The sequence below is a fragment of the Flagellimonas abyssi genome, from assembly GCF_019457905.1.
Classification (GTDB): domain Bacteria; phylum Bacteroidota; class Bacteroidia; order Flavobacteriales; family Flavobacteriaceae; genus Flagellimonas; species Flagellimonas abyssi.
Genome location: NZ_JAHZSV010000008.1, coordinates 61,326 through 79,170, shown reverse-complemented (window position 1 = coordinate 79,170; position 17,845 = coordinate 61,326). Strand labels below are relative to the sequence as shown.

Sequence of the window (17,845 nt, the reverse complement as noted above, 5' to 3'; positions counted from 1 at the left end):
AATTGCAGAACTTCGGTTAAATTATATATAAAACACGAAGAGATGCTAGACAAGAATACCGGCACTTTGTCCATTGACGAAGGGATAAAATTTGGTCCCAAAACCGATTTCAATATAATAAAGGATTTCATGCTTGGCGAAAACCCAGAAGTAATTGGAACCTCTGATGCTCAGGAACAAAAAATAATCTTTAGAAATGTAGCGATCGATGGCAGGTATTTTATTTTGCGTTTGAGTTTTAGCTATAACAAATTAATTCTCCTTGAAATTTTTATAAACACTGTCCCTTTTTACTTTAAAGAAAATTGGAACAATTGGAGCTATGAAGACGAAATGGAACATTTGGAATATTGTAAAAACTGGCTCCAAAGAGAGGTTGGGACTAAACGAAATTTTGACTGGGGAAGCATCTGGTGCGGATACGATAGCCTTGGTGGATTTAGCAGTATCAAAATCAATTATTCCCGACAATAATCAGAACCTCAAATTTAAAATGGAAATTCATTAGCTGGCAACCATTGTGGTCCCTGAGACTTAAACACTCGCTCTTTAAAAGGTGATGCTATGTAAAAAGGAACGGACGGAACCAATACGTTTTGAATATATTCTTGATAGGAAGTAAAGACCGAGTAGTTTTCTGCCGCCCCTTGTGTTATTTCGAAATATTTATTTGCAAACATCTCTGTTACTGCTTCTGGAAAGAGTCCTTCAGGTACTTCGGGTATCGTCGGATTCGTATTTTGACCATCAAAAATAAATTCCATTCTAACAGATGGGTTTTCAGGTGTAAGCAATCCAGTACCAGAACTTGTACCCACTAACCGCAGACGACCAACTTCAAAATTAGGCAACCCGGTAAAGCTTAGTTGTTCATTGGAGAAGCTATAATCTACAGATGCAGTGGGTACGGTAATCGTGGACGGTATGGTTCCGGAGCCTTCGAAGGTATAGTTTAACAACTGACCCCAATAGGTTGTATACTCAAACATATTTGGATAAATATATGCGTTGGTAAATGAGCCACTTGGTCTGAGATAATCTGCGTATAGCAAATGGCCGCTTCTGGCTCGGTACATAGCTTCATTTTCGTATCCAGTAATTTTGATCAGCGTACTTTGATACGTTCGATTGAGATCAAAGCTATTTATTTCCACATCATCACTTGAAAAATCTTCCTCCAGCAAGGATGTTCTGTATTGTAAATCGCTGATAAAGGCCCATTGATAACTGTTTTCGATGTTTGAATTAAAGTAACTGATAAATGTTTTGTTTGTTGCCAAATCATTACTGAACTCTCTTGAGACATGACCCGAAAATTCATCGCCGGTATAGATAAGCGAATTCCATGGACCTGAAGCCCTCATTTGGTATCCTTCCTCAAAAAAGGGCACTTCGATATTCAGTATTGCTGGGGACAACCCCCCGGACTTTTGATTTAAGGTGATTTCTTCACCAACCATGTTCAATGTTAGATTATTGTATACGTAAAAGTTGAATATGGTATTATCAAAGTCCTCAATAAAGGAAATTGTAAACTCCGTAGCAGGATTCATTTCTTCCATGGAGCAGAATGACAATGTCTCGATTTCGCCAGACTCGTGTGTTTTACTGTCGATATAATTTCCGTCCTTATCTGAAATTAACACATGTACCTTCTCTATATTCTTCCTCATAAAATCATTAGGAAAGCTAATTCGAAAGAACTGGTCTGCAACATTGATTGCAACAGAATCTTTGGTAATATTACCTGAAGTGTCCTCCATTATAAATTTAAGGTTTCCAATACCTGTGGGAAGCTCTCTTGGGTTCAATAAAAAAGAACAATCGGTCGTTCTTTGCTTTTCCAATAATAGCAAATCATCGATATAGACCTGAAGTAGTTCAACATTTGAAGCCAGATCTGTTATACTTGGATGTAATTGCACTTCCTCACAGATAATCTCATTTTCGGAGATATCATCCAAAACAAAAATTGGACCTTCATTATCAATTTTGACAGATATTGTCTTGGTCCCTATTATTTTGCCTTCAGAATAGGCATCAACTTTTAAACTATGCTCACCGTCCTCTAATGCCTCTGTCTCAATCTTTATGATAAAAGGTGGTGCATTAAACTTGTGAATCATCCCATTATCCAAAAAAACCTCTAAACTGGATATTGCCGCATCTCCAGTTATTGTGATGGTTATCTCGTCCGAAGTAATGATTTCGTCATTTTCAATATTCAATTCTATTAGGACATTTTCAACGATCTGCTCTTCTTCTTGTTCGCTAGAAGAGCCTTCATCTGAGCATGCAATCAGTAAAAAAAGGAACGATACAAATAGGATATGTTTTCGAAACATGGTTTTTTAATTTTGACCTGAACCACATCATTAAATTCTTCAAGAACTTACAATGTAAGTTAAAAAAAGGACTTTAGTAAATTATAACAATTTTCCAGAAATAGATTTCATAATAGCAGTACTGCATTTTTACAGCAACACAATACAAGTGTGTAAATTACATTTTTTTAATTAACTTCACTCTCTGTTTGAAAATAATACATTATGGCGATGAATATGGGCTGTAGATTCCTTTTATCTCTCTTTTTTTTAGGTATAATCAATACCTCTTGCCAAGTTGCAGAAAACCCCATTATTTGGGCCGATGTTCCAGATGTAAGCGTCATGCGAGTGAATAACACTTATTATATGAGCTCCACCACCATGCACATGAGCCCTGGATTGCCTATCATGAAATCAAAGGATTTGGTCAACTGGGAAATCGCTGGCTACGCCTACGACCGATTGGTGGAAAACGACAAAATGAATCTGGAAAATGGTAAAGAAGCCTACGGAAAAGGGTCTTGGGCCAGTAGCCTACGATATCACAATGGCCTATTTTATGCGTCAACTTTTTCCGCCACTTCTGGAAAAACACATGTTTACAAAACCAAAAACCCAGAGACCGGACCATGGGAATCCCATTCTTTTGAACCCGTTCTGCACGACAATTCACTGTTTTTTGATGATAACGGACGTGTATATATGATCTATGGAGGTGGTCAAATCAAATTGGTGGAATTACTTCCTGACGCATCCGATATAAAACCCAATGGGCTTGAAAAAGTAATCATTGAGAATGTAAACCTTGCATTCGGTGAAGATGAAGTAGGCGGATTACCAGGAGAAGGTAGCCAGCTACATAAAATCAATGGCAAATATTATCTGTTCAACATTGCATCTCCAAAAAGCAAATGGGAACGCTCAGTGATCATACATAGGGCAGATAATATTGAAGGACCTTATGAAGGCCGTGTCGCCCTACAACATAAGGGCATTGCCCAAGGGGGATTGGTAAACACGCCCGATGGCGATTGGTACGCTATGTTGTTCGGAGATAGAGGAAGTGTAGGACGTATCCCCTACTTGGTTCCTGTGACGTTCCAAAGTGGTTGGCCGGTACTTGGCGTTGATGGAAAAGTGCCGCAAAGCTTAGATCTAGCCGATAACTCCAAAGGTATTTTTGGAATTGTAGCTTCCGATGAATTCGAACGTGATATAAGCGATCCAAAATTGCCGCTCGCATGGCAATGGAACCACAACCCTGATAACAACAACTGGGATATTTTGGAAAACCCTGGGCGATTGCGTATTACCACAGCACGCGTGGACAACAACGTTCTCCTTGCCAAAAACATGCTCACCCAGCGCACGTTTGGTCCAAAAAGCACCGCCAGTACTTTGATCGACATATCCCAAATGAAGAATGGCGATATAGCAGGCCTAATTGCTCTTCAAAACAAATACGGATACGTTGGTGTGAAAAAAGAAGATGGAAAAAACTTCATTGTGATGGTTGAGTCAAAGTTGGATATGGAAGGGGAAGATGAGAAACAAGGTGTTCTTGCTTATAACGACTTAAGTACTACATCCAAAATTATTGAACAGGTCCCCATTGATCAAGAAAATGTCCATTTTAGAATCGATTGCGATTTTGATACCGATAAAGCACTTTTTTATTACAGTCTTGATGGAAAAGAATGGCAACCAATCGGCAAACCGTTACAGATGGTGTACACCTTTACCAAGCACTTTATGGGCTATCGTTTTGGACTGTTCAATTATGCTACACAAGAAGCAGGCGGATATGTTGATTTTGATTATTACCGAATAGGTAAAGTTACAAAGCAACCTAAGCCTTAACAAAGAATTTATCACCTCGCCGCAAACATGGCACTCCCATGTTCCAAATTCCTATTTGAGACTATCCGATACCCTTCAAATTGATGTCTTTTTGTTCAGAAAATCCTCATCAATGGTCTACATTTTGTAAATCCGTCAACCCAAAAGGGGCATTCGTCAATTGGGAGTGATTGTTTTGGGCAGTTTTACCCATCTTTATTTTTCAAATCTGAAAAATAATGAACAGCCTGCTTAAATTTTCCATCAAACAAAAGCATAGGGAACACCTTAAAAAGAGAAAGGAAAAAATATTCAAGGGAAATATTGTCCAATGTTCCATCTGTAATTCAGAGTACCGCGAATTTGGACCATTTGGAAATACAAAAAGAAAGAACTCCAAATGCCATAATTGTGGCTCACTGGAAAGGCATCGATTGATTTGGAAATATATTCAGGACAAAGAGTTAATCAACAAACCATTGAGATTACTCCATTTTGCACCCGAAAAAGTCTTTTATGACATTTTTTCGGAATCTTCCCAGATAGATTATTTTCCCTGCGATCTTCATCCGGATATTTATAACTATAACGGCAACATCCCAGTCAGGAAGGCCGATATCACCAAAATTCCGTTCGAGGACGATTATTTTGATTTTATTTTATGCAACCATGTCCTGGAGCATATTCCAAACGATGCATTGGCAATGTCAGAACTTTATAGGGTGATGAAACCAAATGGTTTAGGCATATTCCAAGTTCCCATTGATTATGATCGAGAAAAAACTTATGAGGATTTTTCCATAACATCCCCCAAAGCAAGGTTAAAAGCGTTTGGAAGGCGTGACCATGTGCGGTGGTACGGACAAGACTACAAAGAACGGTTGACAAATGCCGGCTTTGAGGTAACGGAAGATGATTTTATCGACTCGTTCTCCACAGAAGAACAATTTAAGTATGGATTTGATTGCACAGAAAAAATCTACTTATGCCGTAAATAAGGAAAAAATCTATGGTTTGAAAAGAGACAAATCAACGAACGCTGTATCGATCGCTCCAAGAATACTATCAGTTGTTTATTTAATATTCTTCAAATTGATTACCTCCTGCTCCGTTAAGTACCTCCAATGGCCCCGTGGCAAATCTTTCTTGGTCAGGCCGGCGAAGACCACGCGGTCCAATTTGGTCACATTATAGCCAAAATGCTCAAAAATACGGCGCACAATTCGGTTTCGTCCGCTGTGGATTTCCACGCCCACCTCTCGCTTTGGTGCCCCTTGGATGTAACTCACGCTATCCACGGATATGGGCCCATCTTCCAGTTCCAGACCAGCCTCGATTTTATGGAGGTCGCCCAAACTAAGATTATTGTCCAAATGCACGTGGTAAATTTTGCGTACGTTGTGCGTAGGGTGCGTTAACTTTTTGGTGAGGTCTCCATCGTTGGTAAAAAGCAACAGCCCTGTGGTGTTCCTGTCCAATCGGCCTACCGGCAACAAACGGTTGTTGGATGCACTCGAAATCAGTTCCATTACGGTACGGCGCCCTTTTTCATCACTTGTGGTAGTAATAAAATTTTTGGGCTTGTTCAACAGCACGTATTCCTTTTTTTCCAAATTAAGGCGCTTTCCATCAAAACGCACATCATCGGATCGCTTTACCTTGTAACCCATTTCGGTCACCGGTTTTCCGTTTACGGTTACGTTTCCGGCAGCAATATAAGTGTCAGCTTCCCTACGGGAACAAATCCCGGCATTGGCAATATAGCGGTTCAATCGAATCTCATCTGGATTGGATTTTTTCTGGGGAGCGTTCTGCTTGGGTCTTGAAGAAAAATTTTTGTTGAACGGTTTTTTTCTTTCACCGCCCTTGAAGTTTTTGGAAGGTCTTTTACCTCTGTTGTTGTCTGATTTCGCCATCAGTCGAATTTTTTGCAAATGTAGTCTTTTTAAGTTCCAAAAATCCTAAAGAACAAAGAATTACAAAATTCGGTTGAGTACCACATCCACATCTATCAACAAAATACTGAAAACGCCCACTACAATAATAAATTTGATGATGTTGTGCAGCCAAACGTAGTGTCTTTTGCCTTCGGCTTTCCATAACAGTATCAAGAAAAGAATAAGAAGGGCCACGCAGGCCATAAAGTAGTAATGCATATAGCCGACATCAAAACTTTTGATGAGCAACAGGGCGGGCACCAAGGTGAGTACAATCAAAGAGGTGATAATGGATTTTGAGACCCCGGCCCCATATATTATGGGAATGGTTTTATAGTTCTGCGCCAAATCGCCTGCCATATTTTCCAAATCCTTTATCATTTCCCGGGCTAAAATCAATAGGAACAGAAAAAGGGCGTGTACAAAAATCACAGTCTGAAAGTTCTGGTAGTAAACAAAAACCACAAAAAACGGTGCTATGGCCAAAGTGGAGGATACCAAATTACCAACAAAAGGTATACGTTTCAGCTTGTGTGAATAAATCCAGATACCAAAAATATAGGCCGAAAAGAACAAAACCGCCTTAAATGAAATATAGCTCGCTGCAAAAACAGTCAAAAAGTTAAGGATAAAATAGGTGGTCAGTTTAAAACGCTGGCTCACCAAACGATCCAACATACTTTTGGTAGGCTTGTTGATCAAGTCTTTTTCCGCATCATAAAAATTATTGATGATATATCCGCTCGCTATGGTAAGCGCAGAGGCGGTAACGATAAGGAACAGATTCACATCCAAAACCACTTTACGCAAAGGAATGTTGGGTGACAATATGTAGATGGAGGCCAAGTATTGTGCAAAGGTTATCACGAGGATATTGTAACCCCGAACCACAGAAAACAGACTCAATAGCTTAAACAGCAAGAGTTTGTTTTTTCTACTAAGCATGTGTTTGCTGTTAGAAGTTGTACACTACTTCCAGATTATGGCCTTCAAGCGCTTTTTTGGCCCTTTCCAAATCTTGGGTAAAGCCCAAAATATATCCACCGCCTCCAGAACCACAAAGTTTGAGGTAATAATCGTTGGTTTCGATGCCCTTTTGCCAAAGTTGGTGAAACTTAGCCGGAATCATTGGTTTAAAATTGTCAAAAACCACATGGGAAAGTTGCTTTAAATTTCCGAACAAAGATTTCACATTACCGTTCAAAAAGTCCTCCACACAGGCATCGGTATGTTTTATGAACTGGTTCTTGATCATATTGCGGAAACCTTCCTGCTTCATGTTCTCCATAAACAACTGTACCATAGGTGCGGTCTCACCCGTCATTCCACTATCCAATAAGAAAACCGCTCCTTTTCCCTCCATGTTTTGAGACGGAATACTGGTGGATTCAATATTATCCTTGGAGTTGATGAGAATGGGTAAGCTCAAATAACTGTTCAACGGATCCAGTCCGGAAGACTTGCCGTGGAAGAAGGATTCCATTTTCCCGAAAATCTTCTTCAATTGAAGCAATTTTTCACGGGTAAGATTTTCCAGTACCGTGATTTTATCGGTGGCATAGCGGTCGTAAATCGCAGCGACCAATGCGCCGCTACTGCCAATTCCGTAGCCTTGGGGGATGGAACTGTCAAAGTACATCCCATCTGCCACATCCTTTTCCAAAGCTTCAATGTCAAAAGAGACCAAACCTTCCTCCTTCATTTCGAGCACTTTCAAATACTGCGCATAGGCTTTCAGGCTTTTGTTCGATTTTTGAGCCATTTCGGAATTGTCGTTGTCCCATTTTAGCGCTCCTTTAAAAAAATTATAGGGTATGGATAGTCCTTTGGAGTCTTTGATGATACCGTACTCCCCGAACAATAAAATCTTGGAATAAAATAATGGACCTTTCATATAATACTACTAAGATACAAACAAATTTTGTTTAATGATGAACGAAATTCGATAAACAAATCGATTTCATCTATAAAAAAACTTCTCCCGTCTGCCTAAAATCTTGGCAAATAACGTAAAAAAACAGCTTAGCTGTTCATTTTTAAGTGTTTATTTTGATGGCGCCCTCGCCTACTTGATCGTGGATGTACTGACCATTTTCGCAGTGTTCGGCCAATGTATCTTTGATAAAGTCCAGTACTTTTTCCTTAACATCTTCCGGATATAGTAAATGTACGTTGGCGCCCGCATCCAATGTAAAACAAACTGGGGTTTTGGTCGCTTCGCGATATGCCCAAATTTTATTGATGATTTGCAAAGTATCGGGCTTCATCAACATAAAATAGGGCATGCTGGTCATCATCATGGCATGCAGGGTAAGTGCTTCGCTTTCCACTAGTTTGATGAACTCTTCCAGATTACCATCGGCCAAAATGGGTTTTAGCTTGTCCAAGTTATCAAATGCTTGCTTAAATCGGTTTTCCGCATACGGGTGACCGTGCATCAATTGGTGGCCCACTGTACTGCTCACCTGTTTTTGACCTTTGTGCACCAATAAAATGGTGTCGCAATAGCTTTTAAAAACAGGGTTCACCTCGAACGGGTATTCAATTCCGCATACGTCGGAACTATTTGGAATATTTTTGTGTTCTCCCCATTGAACCAGACTGCCCTTAATACTTCGGCAGGCACTTCCAGAGCCCAAACGGGCCAAATGCGAAGCTTTGGCATAAAAGGACGCTTCATCCAAGGCAGGATCTAGTTGCTTTTCTATATCCATCAAACATAAGGACAGTGCTGCCATGCCACTGGCAGAGGATGCTATTCCGCTGCTGTGCGGAAAGGAATTTGACGTTTCAATGATGAAATGATATTCCTTCAAAAAAGGCAGGTACTTCTCAATCCGCTCCAAAAAGGTTAGGATCTTCGGCTTAAAATCGTCCTTCGGTTTTCCCTCAAAAAACAAATCAAATGAAAAACTTTCCCTATCCTCTTTTTTTTCGAAAGAAACGGAAGTGGTCGTTGCGCAAGAATCCAACGTAAAACTAATGGACGGATTGGCAGGTATCTGAACGGGACGTTTTCCCCAGTATTTTACAAGGGCAATGTTGCTTGGTGCCTTCCAAGTCACCTTACCTTTCTCGGGCGAATTTTGATAGCTACTGGGCAAAAAATCATTTTCCGTCATTGGGAATGGATTATTTAAACAAATATAAGCAGCGACAAACTTACTGGAAATCGGATGCAAATAAATTCTTATTTTAGTCGAAGTTGTGCCAGCCATGAAAAAAAGAATTATCTACATAACCCTGAGCGTTTTGGTCTGCCTTGCCATTGGTTTTTTGGCGAGCATTGCTACCCAAAGTTCTGTGAATGATTGGTACGTTACCCTGAACAAGCCATCTTTTACCCCCCCAAACTATCTTTTTGCCCCCGTTTGGACGGCATTGTACATTATGATGGGCGTTGCCGCGGGCATAGTTTGGTCCAAAGGCTACCATCATATTTGGGTTAAGACAGCGCTGTACCATTTTGTGTTCCAACTGTTATTGAATGCCCTCTGGAGCATTGTTTTCTTCGGGCTTAAAAATCCGTTGGGTGGAATGGTTGTTATCCTGGTATTGTTGACGATGATCATCCTTACCATAAAATGGTTCAGGGTCATCAGTAAACCTGCGGCACTGTTAATGGTTCCTTATGTACTTTGGGTGGCCTTTGCATCGGCACTGAACTATAAAATTTGGGAACTGAACGGTTAATTACTAGCTATTTCCAATAACTTCAGCATTGTTTTATGATTTCGGGTAGTAGCCTCTACTTGTAGTTTCTTTTCAATAAGATTGTTGTTCAGTTTTGCCTTACCATAGCCGCTTTTACAGAAAAGATATACGCAGGTATCGGTGATTTTAAAACCTTCATGTTCAAATTGAAGCTGATTGAACTGCTCCACCAGCTCTTCTTTAGGGGTACTTTTCAGCAAAACATAATACAGTTTGTTTTCCTCCGCCTCTTCGTGAAAAGGATTTGCTTTCAATATATGTTCCACGTCATCTTTCTGAACCACTAAGGTCGGTACATCAAATCCAAATTGTTGACGTATGATTATCGCTATTTTTTCCTGAAGTTTACGCCTATCTGTTTGTTCGTCATCAAAAATAATATTGCCACTTTGGATGTAGGTTTTGACGTTTTTCAGTCCGTTTTCCTCCAAAACTTGCCTCAAATCGGCCATTTTTATCTTTTTTTGACCACTTACATTGATTCCGCGCAACAAAGCTATATGTGTATTCCCCATATTGATGGATTCCAAACCCGAATTAATTTTAGTAAATTCAAACGCACTTAAATTAGCAAAATGAATCAATATATCCTTGCCTTGGACCAAGGTACCACAAGTTCCCGTGCCGTAGTCTTTGATCAAAAGGGAACCATTATCTCCGTTGCCCAAAAAGAATTCACACAAATATTTCCCAAACCAGGTTGGGTAGAACACGACCCCGATGAAATCTGGTCCACCCAAGCTGGTATGGCCGCAGAAGCTGTGAGCAAAAAAGGATTGAAGGCTTCGCAAATGGCCGCCATTGGCATAACCAATCAGCGGGAAACCGTTGTGGTGTGGGACAGGAATACCAGCGAGCCCATTTATAATGCCATTGTTTGGCAAGACAAACGGACGGCAGATTATTGCGATGAGCTGAAAAAAGAAGGCAAGTCCCAAATGATTAGAGAAAAAACGGGATTGGTCATCGATTCCTATTTTTCCGGAACCAAGGTAAAATGGATTCTGGACAACGTGGAGGGCGCTCGAGAAAAGGCAGAAATGGGTGATTTGATCATGGGAACCATAGATTCGTGGTTGATATGGAAAATGACGGATGGGGGACTTCATATAACGGATGTGACGAATGCTTGCCGCTCCATGCTGTTCAATATCAACACGATGGATTGGGATGATGAGCTTTTGGAACTGTTGACGATTCCTAAAAGCATGTTGCCCGAAGTGAAGCAATCCAGCGAAGTCTATGGGCATACCACTCCCAACTTATTTGCCACTCCTATTCCGATTGCAGGCATTGCGGGCGATCAGCAAGCTGCCCTGTTCGGGCAAATGTGCACCAAAAAAGGAATGGTCAAGAACACCTACGGGACTGGTTGCTTTATGTTGATGAACATTGGGGAAAAACCGATTGTTTCGGACAACAACCTGCTGACCACGGTCGCTTGGAAAATCAACGGAAAAACACAATATGCCCTTGAGGGAAGCATCTTTATCGCAGGTGCCGTGGTACAATGGTTACGAGATAGCCTAAACATTATAAAAACCTCGGCTGAAGTAGAAAAACTTGCCAGTTCGGTAGACAGTACAGAAGGAGTGGTTTTTGTTCCGGCGTTTGCAGGTTTGGGCGCGCCCCACTGGAACCAAAAGGCACAGGGAACTATTTTTGGCCTTACACGGGGCAGCACCGATGCCCATGTTGCACGTGCCGCTTTGGAGTCCATTGCCTACCAGACCATGGATATCCTAAAAGCAATGGAAGCAGATTCGGGTATTTCTATAAAAGAGCTTCGTGTTGATGGCGGTGCCACTGTAAATGATATGCTGATGCAATTTCAGGCCGATGTTTTGAACACTGTTACGGTACGACCAAAGATTGTGGAGACCACTGTAATGGGAGCTGCGTATTTGGCAGGATTGGCCGTTGGCTATTGGGAAAGTCCTGAAGAAATACAGGATATTTGGCAAACTGATGTCCATTTTAATCCAACTCAGGAACGTGAAACTATTAATGAAGGCATAAAAAGATGGTACAAAGCCATTAAAGCGTTGGAGTTCTGGACGCAGAACCCTTAATTTTCAAAATATCATAAACACTAACATTTCCTTTATATGACTCCTTTTATAGCTGAAATTGTAGGCACTTTTTTGTTGATGGTACTCGGATGTGGCGTAAATGCCAACGTATCCCTACATAAAACCTACGGGAACGGCTCCGGCTGGATCGTGATCACTACAGGCTGGGCTTTTGCCGTTTATACCGGTGTTGTCGTCGCTGGCCCATACAGCGGCGCGCATATAAATCCCGCAGTAAGTATTGGATTGGCCGTAGCGGGTGAATTTCCTTGGGCGGAGGTTCCTTCCTATATATTGGCCCAATTTATCGGTGCAATGTTTGCCGCATTTTGTGTGTGGCTCGTAAACAAAGACCATTTTGATGTTACTGAGGATGGAGGCACCAAACGAGGGGTCTTTTGTACGGCACCGGCCATTCCAAATACATTTACAAATCTATTCTCCGAGGTATTGGGAACATTTGTATTGGTCTTTTCCGTGCTCTATTTTACCGACGCAGTACTATCTACGGACGATGCGATTATAGGTTTGGGTTCTCTGGGCGCTTTACCTGTTGCTCTTATTGTTTGGGGCATCGGTCTGTCCTTGGGTGGAACCACAGGTTATGCCATAAATCCTGCACGGGATTTGGGTCCGCGCATTGTTCACGCACTTTTACCTTTAAAAAACAAGGGGAGTAATGGTTGGGGCTATGCTTGGATACCTGTTGTTGGGCCTATTTTGGGAGCCTCGATAGCTGCATGGATTGCTTTGGCCCTACAATAATTTTAGGAGGCAATGGCCTGCGCAGCAATATAGGCCCCTGTCCATGCATTTTGAAAATTGAATCCACCTGTGATAGCATCCACATTGATTATTTCGCCTGCAAAATAGAGATTGGGATGCAATTTGCTCTCGAAGGTCTTAAAGTTGATTTCTTTTAAATCAACTCCACCGGCTGTAACAAACTCTTCTTTGAAAGTACTCTTACCCTCTACTTTAAAAGATGAAGCTGTCAATTGTTCTGCCAACGCAAGTAACTGCTCTTTATTAATATCGCCCCAACGTTCATCCGGCATTATTTCGGCGGCTTCCACCAAGCGCTTCCATAAACGTTTGGGCAATTCTGTAACATTGGTACGCATAACAGTTTTTTTGGCCTCCACCTCTTTGAGTTCTTTAAGGTAGGCCTCCATGGATTCGGTACTGTATTCGGGCAACCAGTTCACTCTTATTCTGAAAGAATAATTATAATCGTGCAAAATATTCGCCCCCCATGCAGAAAGCTTCAGAATGGCAGGCCCGCTCAAACCCCAGTGTGTAATCAAAAGTGGCCCATCTGAATAAAGAACCGGTTCATCTTTTACGTTACTCTTAAGGTTCAAGTTCCTTTTATCGGTATAAAAAGTCTTTTTTGGAAGTACCTCTACGGTAGCATACGCACTTATCCCTTGAATTCCCTGAATCCTTTTATCCTTTATATTGAATGTGAACAAGGAAGGTACGGGAGATATTATTTGATGTCCCAATTTTTGTAGCTGTGCCCAAATTTTAGGGTTACTCCCCGTAGTGAGCAATAGTTTTTTGGTCTGGTAATGCTTGTTCATGGTAGTTACCTGCCAACCATCATCCAATTTATCGATGACCTTTACCGAACTGTTTTTCAAAACTTGTACACCTAAACGTTCTGCCTCAGTGAGCAAGCAATCTATTATGCTTTGGGATGAATCACTTTTAGGAAAAACCCGTCCGTCTTCCTCTATTTTGAGCAGCACTCCCCTTTCCTCAAAAAATGACATCACATCCATTGGGGCATATTTGTGGAATGGCCCTAAAAGCTCTTTTTCTCCACGAGGATAGTTTGTGGCCAATTCTTTGGGAAGAAATTCGCCATGGGTCACATTGCAACGTCCCCCGCCCGAAACCTTTACTTTGGAAAGTACGGTTTTGCCCCTTTCAAAAATGGCTATGTTCAATTGTGGCGACAATTCCGCAATTTGAATTGCTGCATAAAAGCCTGCTGCTCCTCCCCCTGCTATAACAATATCGTACATTACTTCACACGTTCCGGATAATTGGTAATGATTCCATCTACCCCGAACTCGGTCATTTTTTGGATGTCCTCGGGTTCGTTAACCGTCCATGTGTATACTTTTAGTCCTTCTTCGTGTATTTTTGCTGTATTCTCTTTCGTAAGTGTTTCAAAATGGGGGTTGATGGCAACGGCCTTCAGCTCTTTGGCCACATCAATTGCTATAATCGGGTCTTCAGAGGTTAAAACTGCAATTTTTATATCTGCATTACGAGACCTCATATCTCGCAGTTCATCCCAATTAAAACTCGAAATCACAAAATTCTCCGGACTCCATCCTTTGGATTTGATGTAGTAATCTACAATGAAATTCACCCTATCCGCAGTCCCAGGGCCTTTGAGCTCTATATTCAAAGCAACTTTGTTGTCTATCTGTTTTAAAACATCTTGAAGCATTGGGATTTTATGCCCACCATCCAAAATAAGTTGCCGAAGTTGAACAATATTATATTCTTCAATATTGCCGCCACCATTTGTAAGCCTATCCACTTTTTCATCGTGAAAAACGACAATTTCACCACTTTGGATTTTAAACACATCTATTTCTATCATATCCACACCTAGATCAAGTGCTTTTTGAACGGATGCCAAGGTATTCTCTGTTTCGTGCCCCATAGCACCTCTATGGCCAATTACCAATGGTTTCGATGTTTTCATTTCACAACTGGTTAAAAATAGAAAAGCTCCGAGAGCTACTAGCAAGGTCTTACTCATTTTGGTTTGGTTTTAGAAACTAAAAATACGATTTGCAAATGAAAAAAATGAATCATTCATCAACCTTAAAAATATATGATTGAAGCGGTGCCAAATCCAATTGGATTTTACCTTGCCCATTAGTAACGACCATGTTTACATTGATTTCTTGGTAAAGCTCCTCTGTGAGTGGATATGTACCGCTTTTTAATTGCCAACTGGCAATTATATCTTCGGGTATTTTGAGTTCGAAGGAATAACTCTTGTATTCATCAAAATTGGTAAGCACAATGATTTTCTCGTTGTTTGTCCATCTCACATAAGACAAAACCCTATGGTCGTATCCCTCTGTATTGCCTTTATTATAAAAATGGATTTCTTGGTATTGGCCCATCAGCGCTTCACTATTGATAGTGAAATTTAGGAGGCGCTTGTAAAAATCCCTGAGATGTTTCTCTTCATCCGATAATTGGCCACCATCATATTTTTTGTTGTTGAGCCACCTTTGATGGTGCGGCACTCCGATGTAATCAAAAATGGATGTTCTTGTAGGCTTTCCGAACCCGGCATCTTCCGCACCTGGTTCACCAACTTCCTGACCAAAGTATATCATCGTCGGTGACGTGCTGATGGTAGCGGAAACCACCATTGCAGGTTTTCCCAATTGGGCGTTACCCACAAAATCGGGACTGGCGATACGCTGTTCGTCGTGGTTTTCCAGAAAGTGGAGCATATGGTGCTCTATATCGGCCATTCCTCTTTGCACTACGGGGATATGGTCGGTCCAACCGTACCCCTTCATAATATGTTTTATGCTATCATAGAGTTCTACCTTATCATATAGGTAATCCATTTTCCCCTTCTGAATGTAATCGCGGTACAATCCCGGATTATATACCTCGGCCAACAGGAATGCATCTGGATTTGTCATTTTGATGTTGGAGTTAAGATAGCTCCAAAACTCTACGGGTACCATTTCGGCCATATCAAAACGGAAGCCGTCCACGCCAAAACTTAACCAATATTGGGTAATATCCTTGAATTTGTGCCAAGAATCGGGCAATTCTTTATCCTTCCAGAATTTGTAGTGCTCCCTATAATCCTTTTGACGATATTCTTCGGGTAATTCTTCAAAATCCTTTGTCCCATCCGGTCGAACTCCATAATTTATCTTTACGGTTTCGTACCAATCATTAAAATGAGGCTGCGCCAAACGGGAACCGTTTCCTGTCCATTTTGCCGGGTTTTCCTCAAACTTGGAATCTGCCAACGTATTCTCCCTACCTCCCAATGGCAAATATCCATCTTGCCACTCGGGCACTTTAAAGGCTTGACCTGGGATATAGTAAAAATTGTTGTTGATGTCGTATTCCTTGGAAGTATCGTCGGCGGCACCAAAATCTTCTATGCCCTCTGGATTTGTAAGCCCCTCATAACCTCGGGCCACGTGGTTGGGAACAATATCGATTATGACTTTTAAACCTGCCCGGTGGGTTCTTTCTATCAACTCTTTGAACTCTTCCAAACGTTTGGCGGGATCAAGGGCCAAATCGGGGTTTACATTATAGTAATCCCTTACCGCGTAGGGAGAGCCTGCCCTTCCTTTTACCACATCGGGATCGTCGTTTGAGATTCCGTAAGCGCTATAATCGGCTATTACCGCATGATGGGGCACCCCTGTGTACCAAATATGGGTCACTCCTAACTTCTTGATCTCTGACAAGGCTTTTAGGGTAAAGTCGGCAAACTTGCCTACTCCATTTTCTTCGATAGTGCCCCATGGCTTGTTGGTCGTATTGGTATTTCCAAAAAGTCGGGTAAATACCTGATAGACTACTGCTTTGTTTTTCATGAGCAAAGGGGTGGTCTTTTGGTCTGGTTTATCCATGCACGAAGATAACGTCAGAAATGCTAGTACTAAAATATGGACGAATATGGTTCTCATGCTTAATACATTTAACCATTTGGTTGAAGTCAGTGGGCGATGGAATCCCTTATTACCAAAGTAGGCTCTAGAATTTTGGTTTGATAGGTCTCCTCTTCCGCCTCGCTCTCAACCTTATCTATCAACATCCTTGCCGACTCCTCGCCCATTTTTTCACCATGTTGTGCCACAACGGTAAGACTTGGATTGGCATATTTGGACAAAACTCCATCAGTAAATCCGATAAATGCAATATCCTCGGGTATTCTTAGGCCTTTTTTCTGAACAAATCGCATACCGCAGACGGCAAAGATTTCATTTACACATAAAACGGCATCGGGCTCCTTCTTATCCAAAAAGGTTTTGATGGCTTCTTCGTCCATCTCCATTGATGGCATCTTTAGAATCATGGATTCATCGGCTCCCATTTCACTTTCCTGCAATGCTTTCCAATATCCCTTGGTCCGGGCCTTGCTTACACTTAGGTAGTCATCCGTGGTAATCAGTGCTATTTTTCTCTTACCTTGGTCTATAAATTTTTTTGTTGCCTGGTAAGCACCAAGCTCATCGTCTATAATCACTTTATCACAATCGATCTCATGGGTAATTCTATCAAAAAGCACCACAGGAATACCTTGATCGGTCACTTCCTTTAAATGATTGTAATCCCCTTTCTCCTGTGTTTGGGAAGAAAGCGACATGATGAAACCGTCGATACTACCATTGGCCAACATTTCCATATTGATGACCTCCTTGTCAAAAGACTCTTCAGAAAGACAAACGATAACATTATAACCACGAGCATTTGCATACTTCTCAATACCACGGATAACGGTGGTAAAGAAATGATGGACAATGTCCGGAATCACTACCCCAATATTTTTGGTTCTCTTGTTTTTTAAGCTGATTGCTATATTATTTGGCTTGTAATTATAAAGCTTAGCAAAGGCCTGGACCTTCTCTTTGGTATCCCTGCTGATTTCCTCGCTGTTCTTTAGTGCTTTGGAGACGGTAGAAATGGACACTTCAAGTTCTCTTGCTATATCCTTTAATGTAATCTTGGCTTTCAATTATATTTTTTTTGTAGTAGTCTAATTCGGTCTTGAAAATTACTCAATAATCAAAACAATGCAATCTACGTGTTTTACTTTTTTAACAAAACATGAACATCCATTGTCTGGAGATGTCTTCAATAAAAATATTGTTCAAAAAATAAAATTGCTATATTAGAGGGATTATTGCTGATTTCGTAATTCCCGCAAACTTAA

Annotated in this window: 16 protein-coding genes; 6 read left to right on the top strand and 10 right to left on the bottom strand. The window is 41.1% G+C overall.

Translation table 11 applies throughout. The features are described 5' to 3' along the window. Positions 1-42: 42 nt before the first annotated feature. Positions 43-474, top strand: a complete 432-nt coding sequence (locus tag K1F36_RS07925) for a hypothetical protein (RefSeq protein ID WP_220113341.1) — start codon at positions 43-45, stop codon at positions 472-474. Positions 475-488: 14 nt separating this feature from the next. Here K1F36_RS07925 and K1F36_RS07920 read toward each other — a convergent pair whose 3' ends face one another. Then, complete coding sequence (locus K1F36_RS07920; RefSeq protein ID WP_220113340.1) at positions 489-2,345, bottom strand: hypothetical protein; 1,857 nt, start codon at positions 2,343-2,345, stop codon at positions 489-491. Positions 2,346-2,549: 204 nt separating this feature from the next. Between K1F36_RS07920 and K1F36_RS07915 the strand changes: the two genes are divergently transcribed. Both K1F36_RS07915 and K1F36_RS07910 read left to right on the top strand, forming a co-directional pair. Then, positions 2,550-4,187: a glycoside hydrolase family 43 protein gene (locus tag K1F36_RS07915; RefSeq protein ID WP_313790066.1), complete on the top strand. Its 1,638-nt coding sequence runs from the start codon at positions 2,550-2,552 to the stop codon at positions 4,185-4,187. 218 nt (positions 4,188-4,405) lie between these two features. Further along, entirely contained in the window at positions 4,406-5,164 is a 759-nt protein-coding gene (locus tag K1F36_RS07910; protein WP_220113339.1) for a class I SAM-dependent methyltransferase, read from the top strand. 75 nt (positions 5,165-5,239) lie between these two features. Here K1F36_RS07910 and K1F36_RS07905 read toward each other — a convergent pair whose 3' ends face one another. From K1F36_RS07905 to K1F36_RS07890, 4 genes are all read right to left on the bottom strand, one after another. Beyond that, the gene (locus tag K1F36_RS07905; RefSeq protein WP_220113338.1) at positions 5,240-6,082 is read right to left on the bottom strand and encodes a pseudouridine synthase; all 843 of its coding nucleotides are present in this window, start codon (positions 6,080-6,082) and stop codon (positions 5,240-5,242) included. Between the two features lie 60 nt (positions 6,083-6,142). Continuing rightward, on the bottom strand, positions 6,143-7,048 hold the full coding sequence (locus tag K1F36_RS07900) for a geranylgeranylglycerol-phosphate geranylgeranyltransferase (RefSeq protein ID WP_220113337.1): 906 nt from the start codon (positions 7,046-7,048) through the stop codon (positions 6,143-6,145). Between the two features lie 10 nt (positions 7,049-7,058). After that, entirely contained in the window at positions 7,059-7,997 is a 939-nt protein-coding gene (locus K1F36_RS07895) for a mevalonate kinase family protein (protein ID WP_220113336.1), read from the bottom strand. 142 nt (positions 7,998-8,139) lie between these two features. Further along, the gene (locus tag K1F36_RS07890) at positions 8,140-9,225 is read right to left on the bottom strand and encodes a diphosphomevalonate decarboxylase (protein ID WP_220113335.1); all 1,086 of its coding nucleotides are present in this window, start codon (positions 9,223-9,225) and stop codon (positions 8,140-8,142) included. A 94-nt stretch (positions 9,226-9,319) separates the two neighbouring features. On the opposite strand from K1F36_RS07890, the gene K1F36_RS07885 reads away from it, so the two are divergent. Next, the gene (locus K1F36_RS07885; RefSeq protein WP_220113334.1) at positions 9,320-9,796 is read left to right on the top strand and encodes a TspO/MBR family protein; all 477 of its coding nucleotides are present in this window, start codon (positions 9,320-9,322) and stop codon (positions 9,794-9,796) included. On the opposite strand, the gene K1F36_RS07880 is transcribed toward K1F36_RS07885, so the two are convergent. Continuing rightward, on the bottom strand, positions 9,793-10,347 hold the full coding sequence (locus K1F36_RS07880; protein ID WP_220113333.1) for a DUF1697 domain-containing protein: 555 nt from the start codon (positions 10,345-10,347) through the stop codon (positions 9,793-9,795). The genes K1F36_RS07885 and K1F36_RS07880 overlap by 4 nt on opposite strands. Before the next feature lie 45 nt (positions 10,348-10,392). On the opposite strand from K1F36_RS07880, the gene glpK reads away from it, so the two are divergent. Further along, positions 10,393-11,889: a glycerol kinase GlpK gene (glpK, locus tag K1F36_RS07875; RefSeq protein WP_220113332.1), complete on the top strand. Its 1,497-nt coding sequence runs from the start codon at positions 10,393-10,395 to the stop codon at positions 11,887-11,889. A 36-nt stretch (positions 11,890-11,925) separates the two neighbouring features. Continuing rightward, entirely contained in the window at positions 11,926-12,654 is a 729-nt protein-coding gene (locus tag K1F36_RS07870; RefSeq protein WP_220113331.1) for an MIP/aquaporin family protein, read from the top strand. Positions 12,655-12,656: 2 nt separating this feature from the next. Here the strand turns inward: K1F36_RS07870 and K1F36_RS07865 are convergent, their stop codons facing one another. The 4 genes from K1F36_RS07865 to K1F36_RS07850 all read right to left on the bottom strand — a co-directional run bounded on the left by K1F36_RS07865 (position 12,657) and on the right by K1F36_RS07850 (position 17,647). Further along, the gene (locus tag K1F36_RS07865) at positions 12,657-13,922 is read right to left on the bottom strand and encodes a BaiN/RdsA family NAD(P)/FAD-dependent oxidoreductase (protein WP_220113330.1); all 1,266 of its coding nucleotides are present in this window, start codon (positions 13,920-13,922) and stop codon (positions 12,657-12,659) included. Then, on the bottom strand, positions 13,922-14,617 hold the full coding sequence (locus K1F36_RS07860; RefSeq protein ID WP_220113329.1) for a glycerophosphodiester phosphodiesterase: 696 nt from the start codon (positions 14,615-14,617) through the stop codon (positions 13,922-13,924). Before K1F36_RS07860 ends, K1F36_RS07865 begins: the two co-directional genes overlap by 1 nt. A 109-nt stretch (positions 14,618-14,726) precedes the next feature. After that, positions 14,727-16,541: an alpha-amylase family protein gene (locus K1F36_RS07855; protein ID WP_258538992.1), complete on the bottom strand. Its 1,815-nt coding sequence runs from the start codon at positions 16,539-16,541 to the stop codon at positions 14,727-14,729. Positions 16,542-16,627: 86 nt separating this feature from the next. Further along, complete coding sequence (locus K1F36_RS07850; protein ID WP_176619330.1) at positions 16,628-17,647, bottom strand: LacI family DNA-binding transcriptional regulator; 1,020 nt, start codon at positions 17,645-17,647, stop codon at positions 16,628-16,630. Between the last annotated feature and the right edge of the window lie 198 nt (positions 17,648-17,845).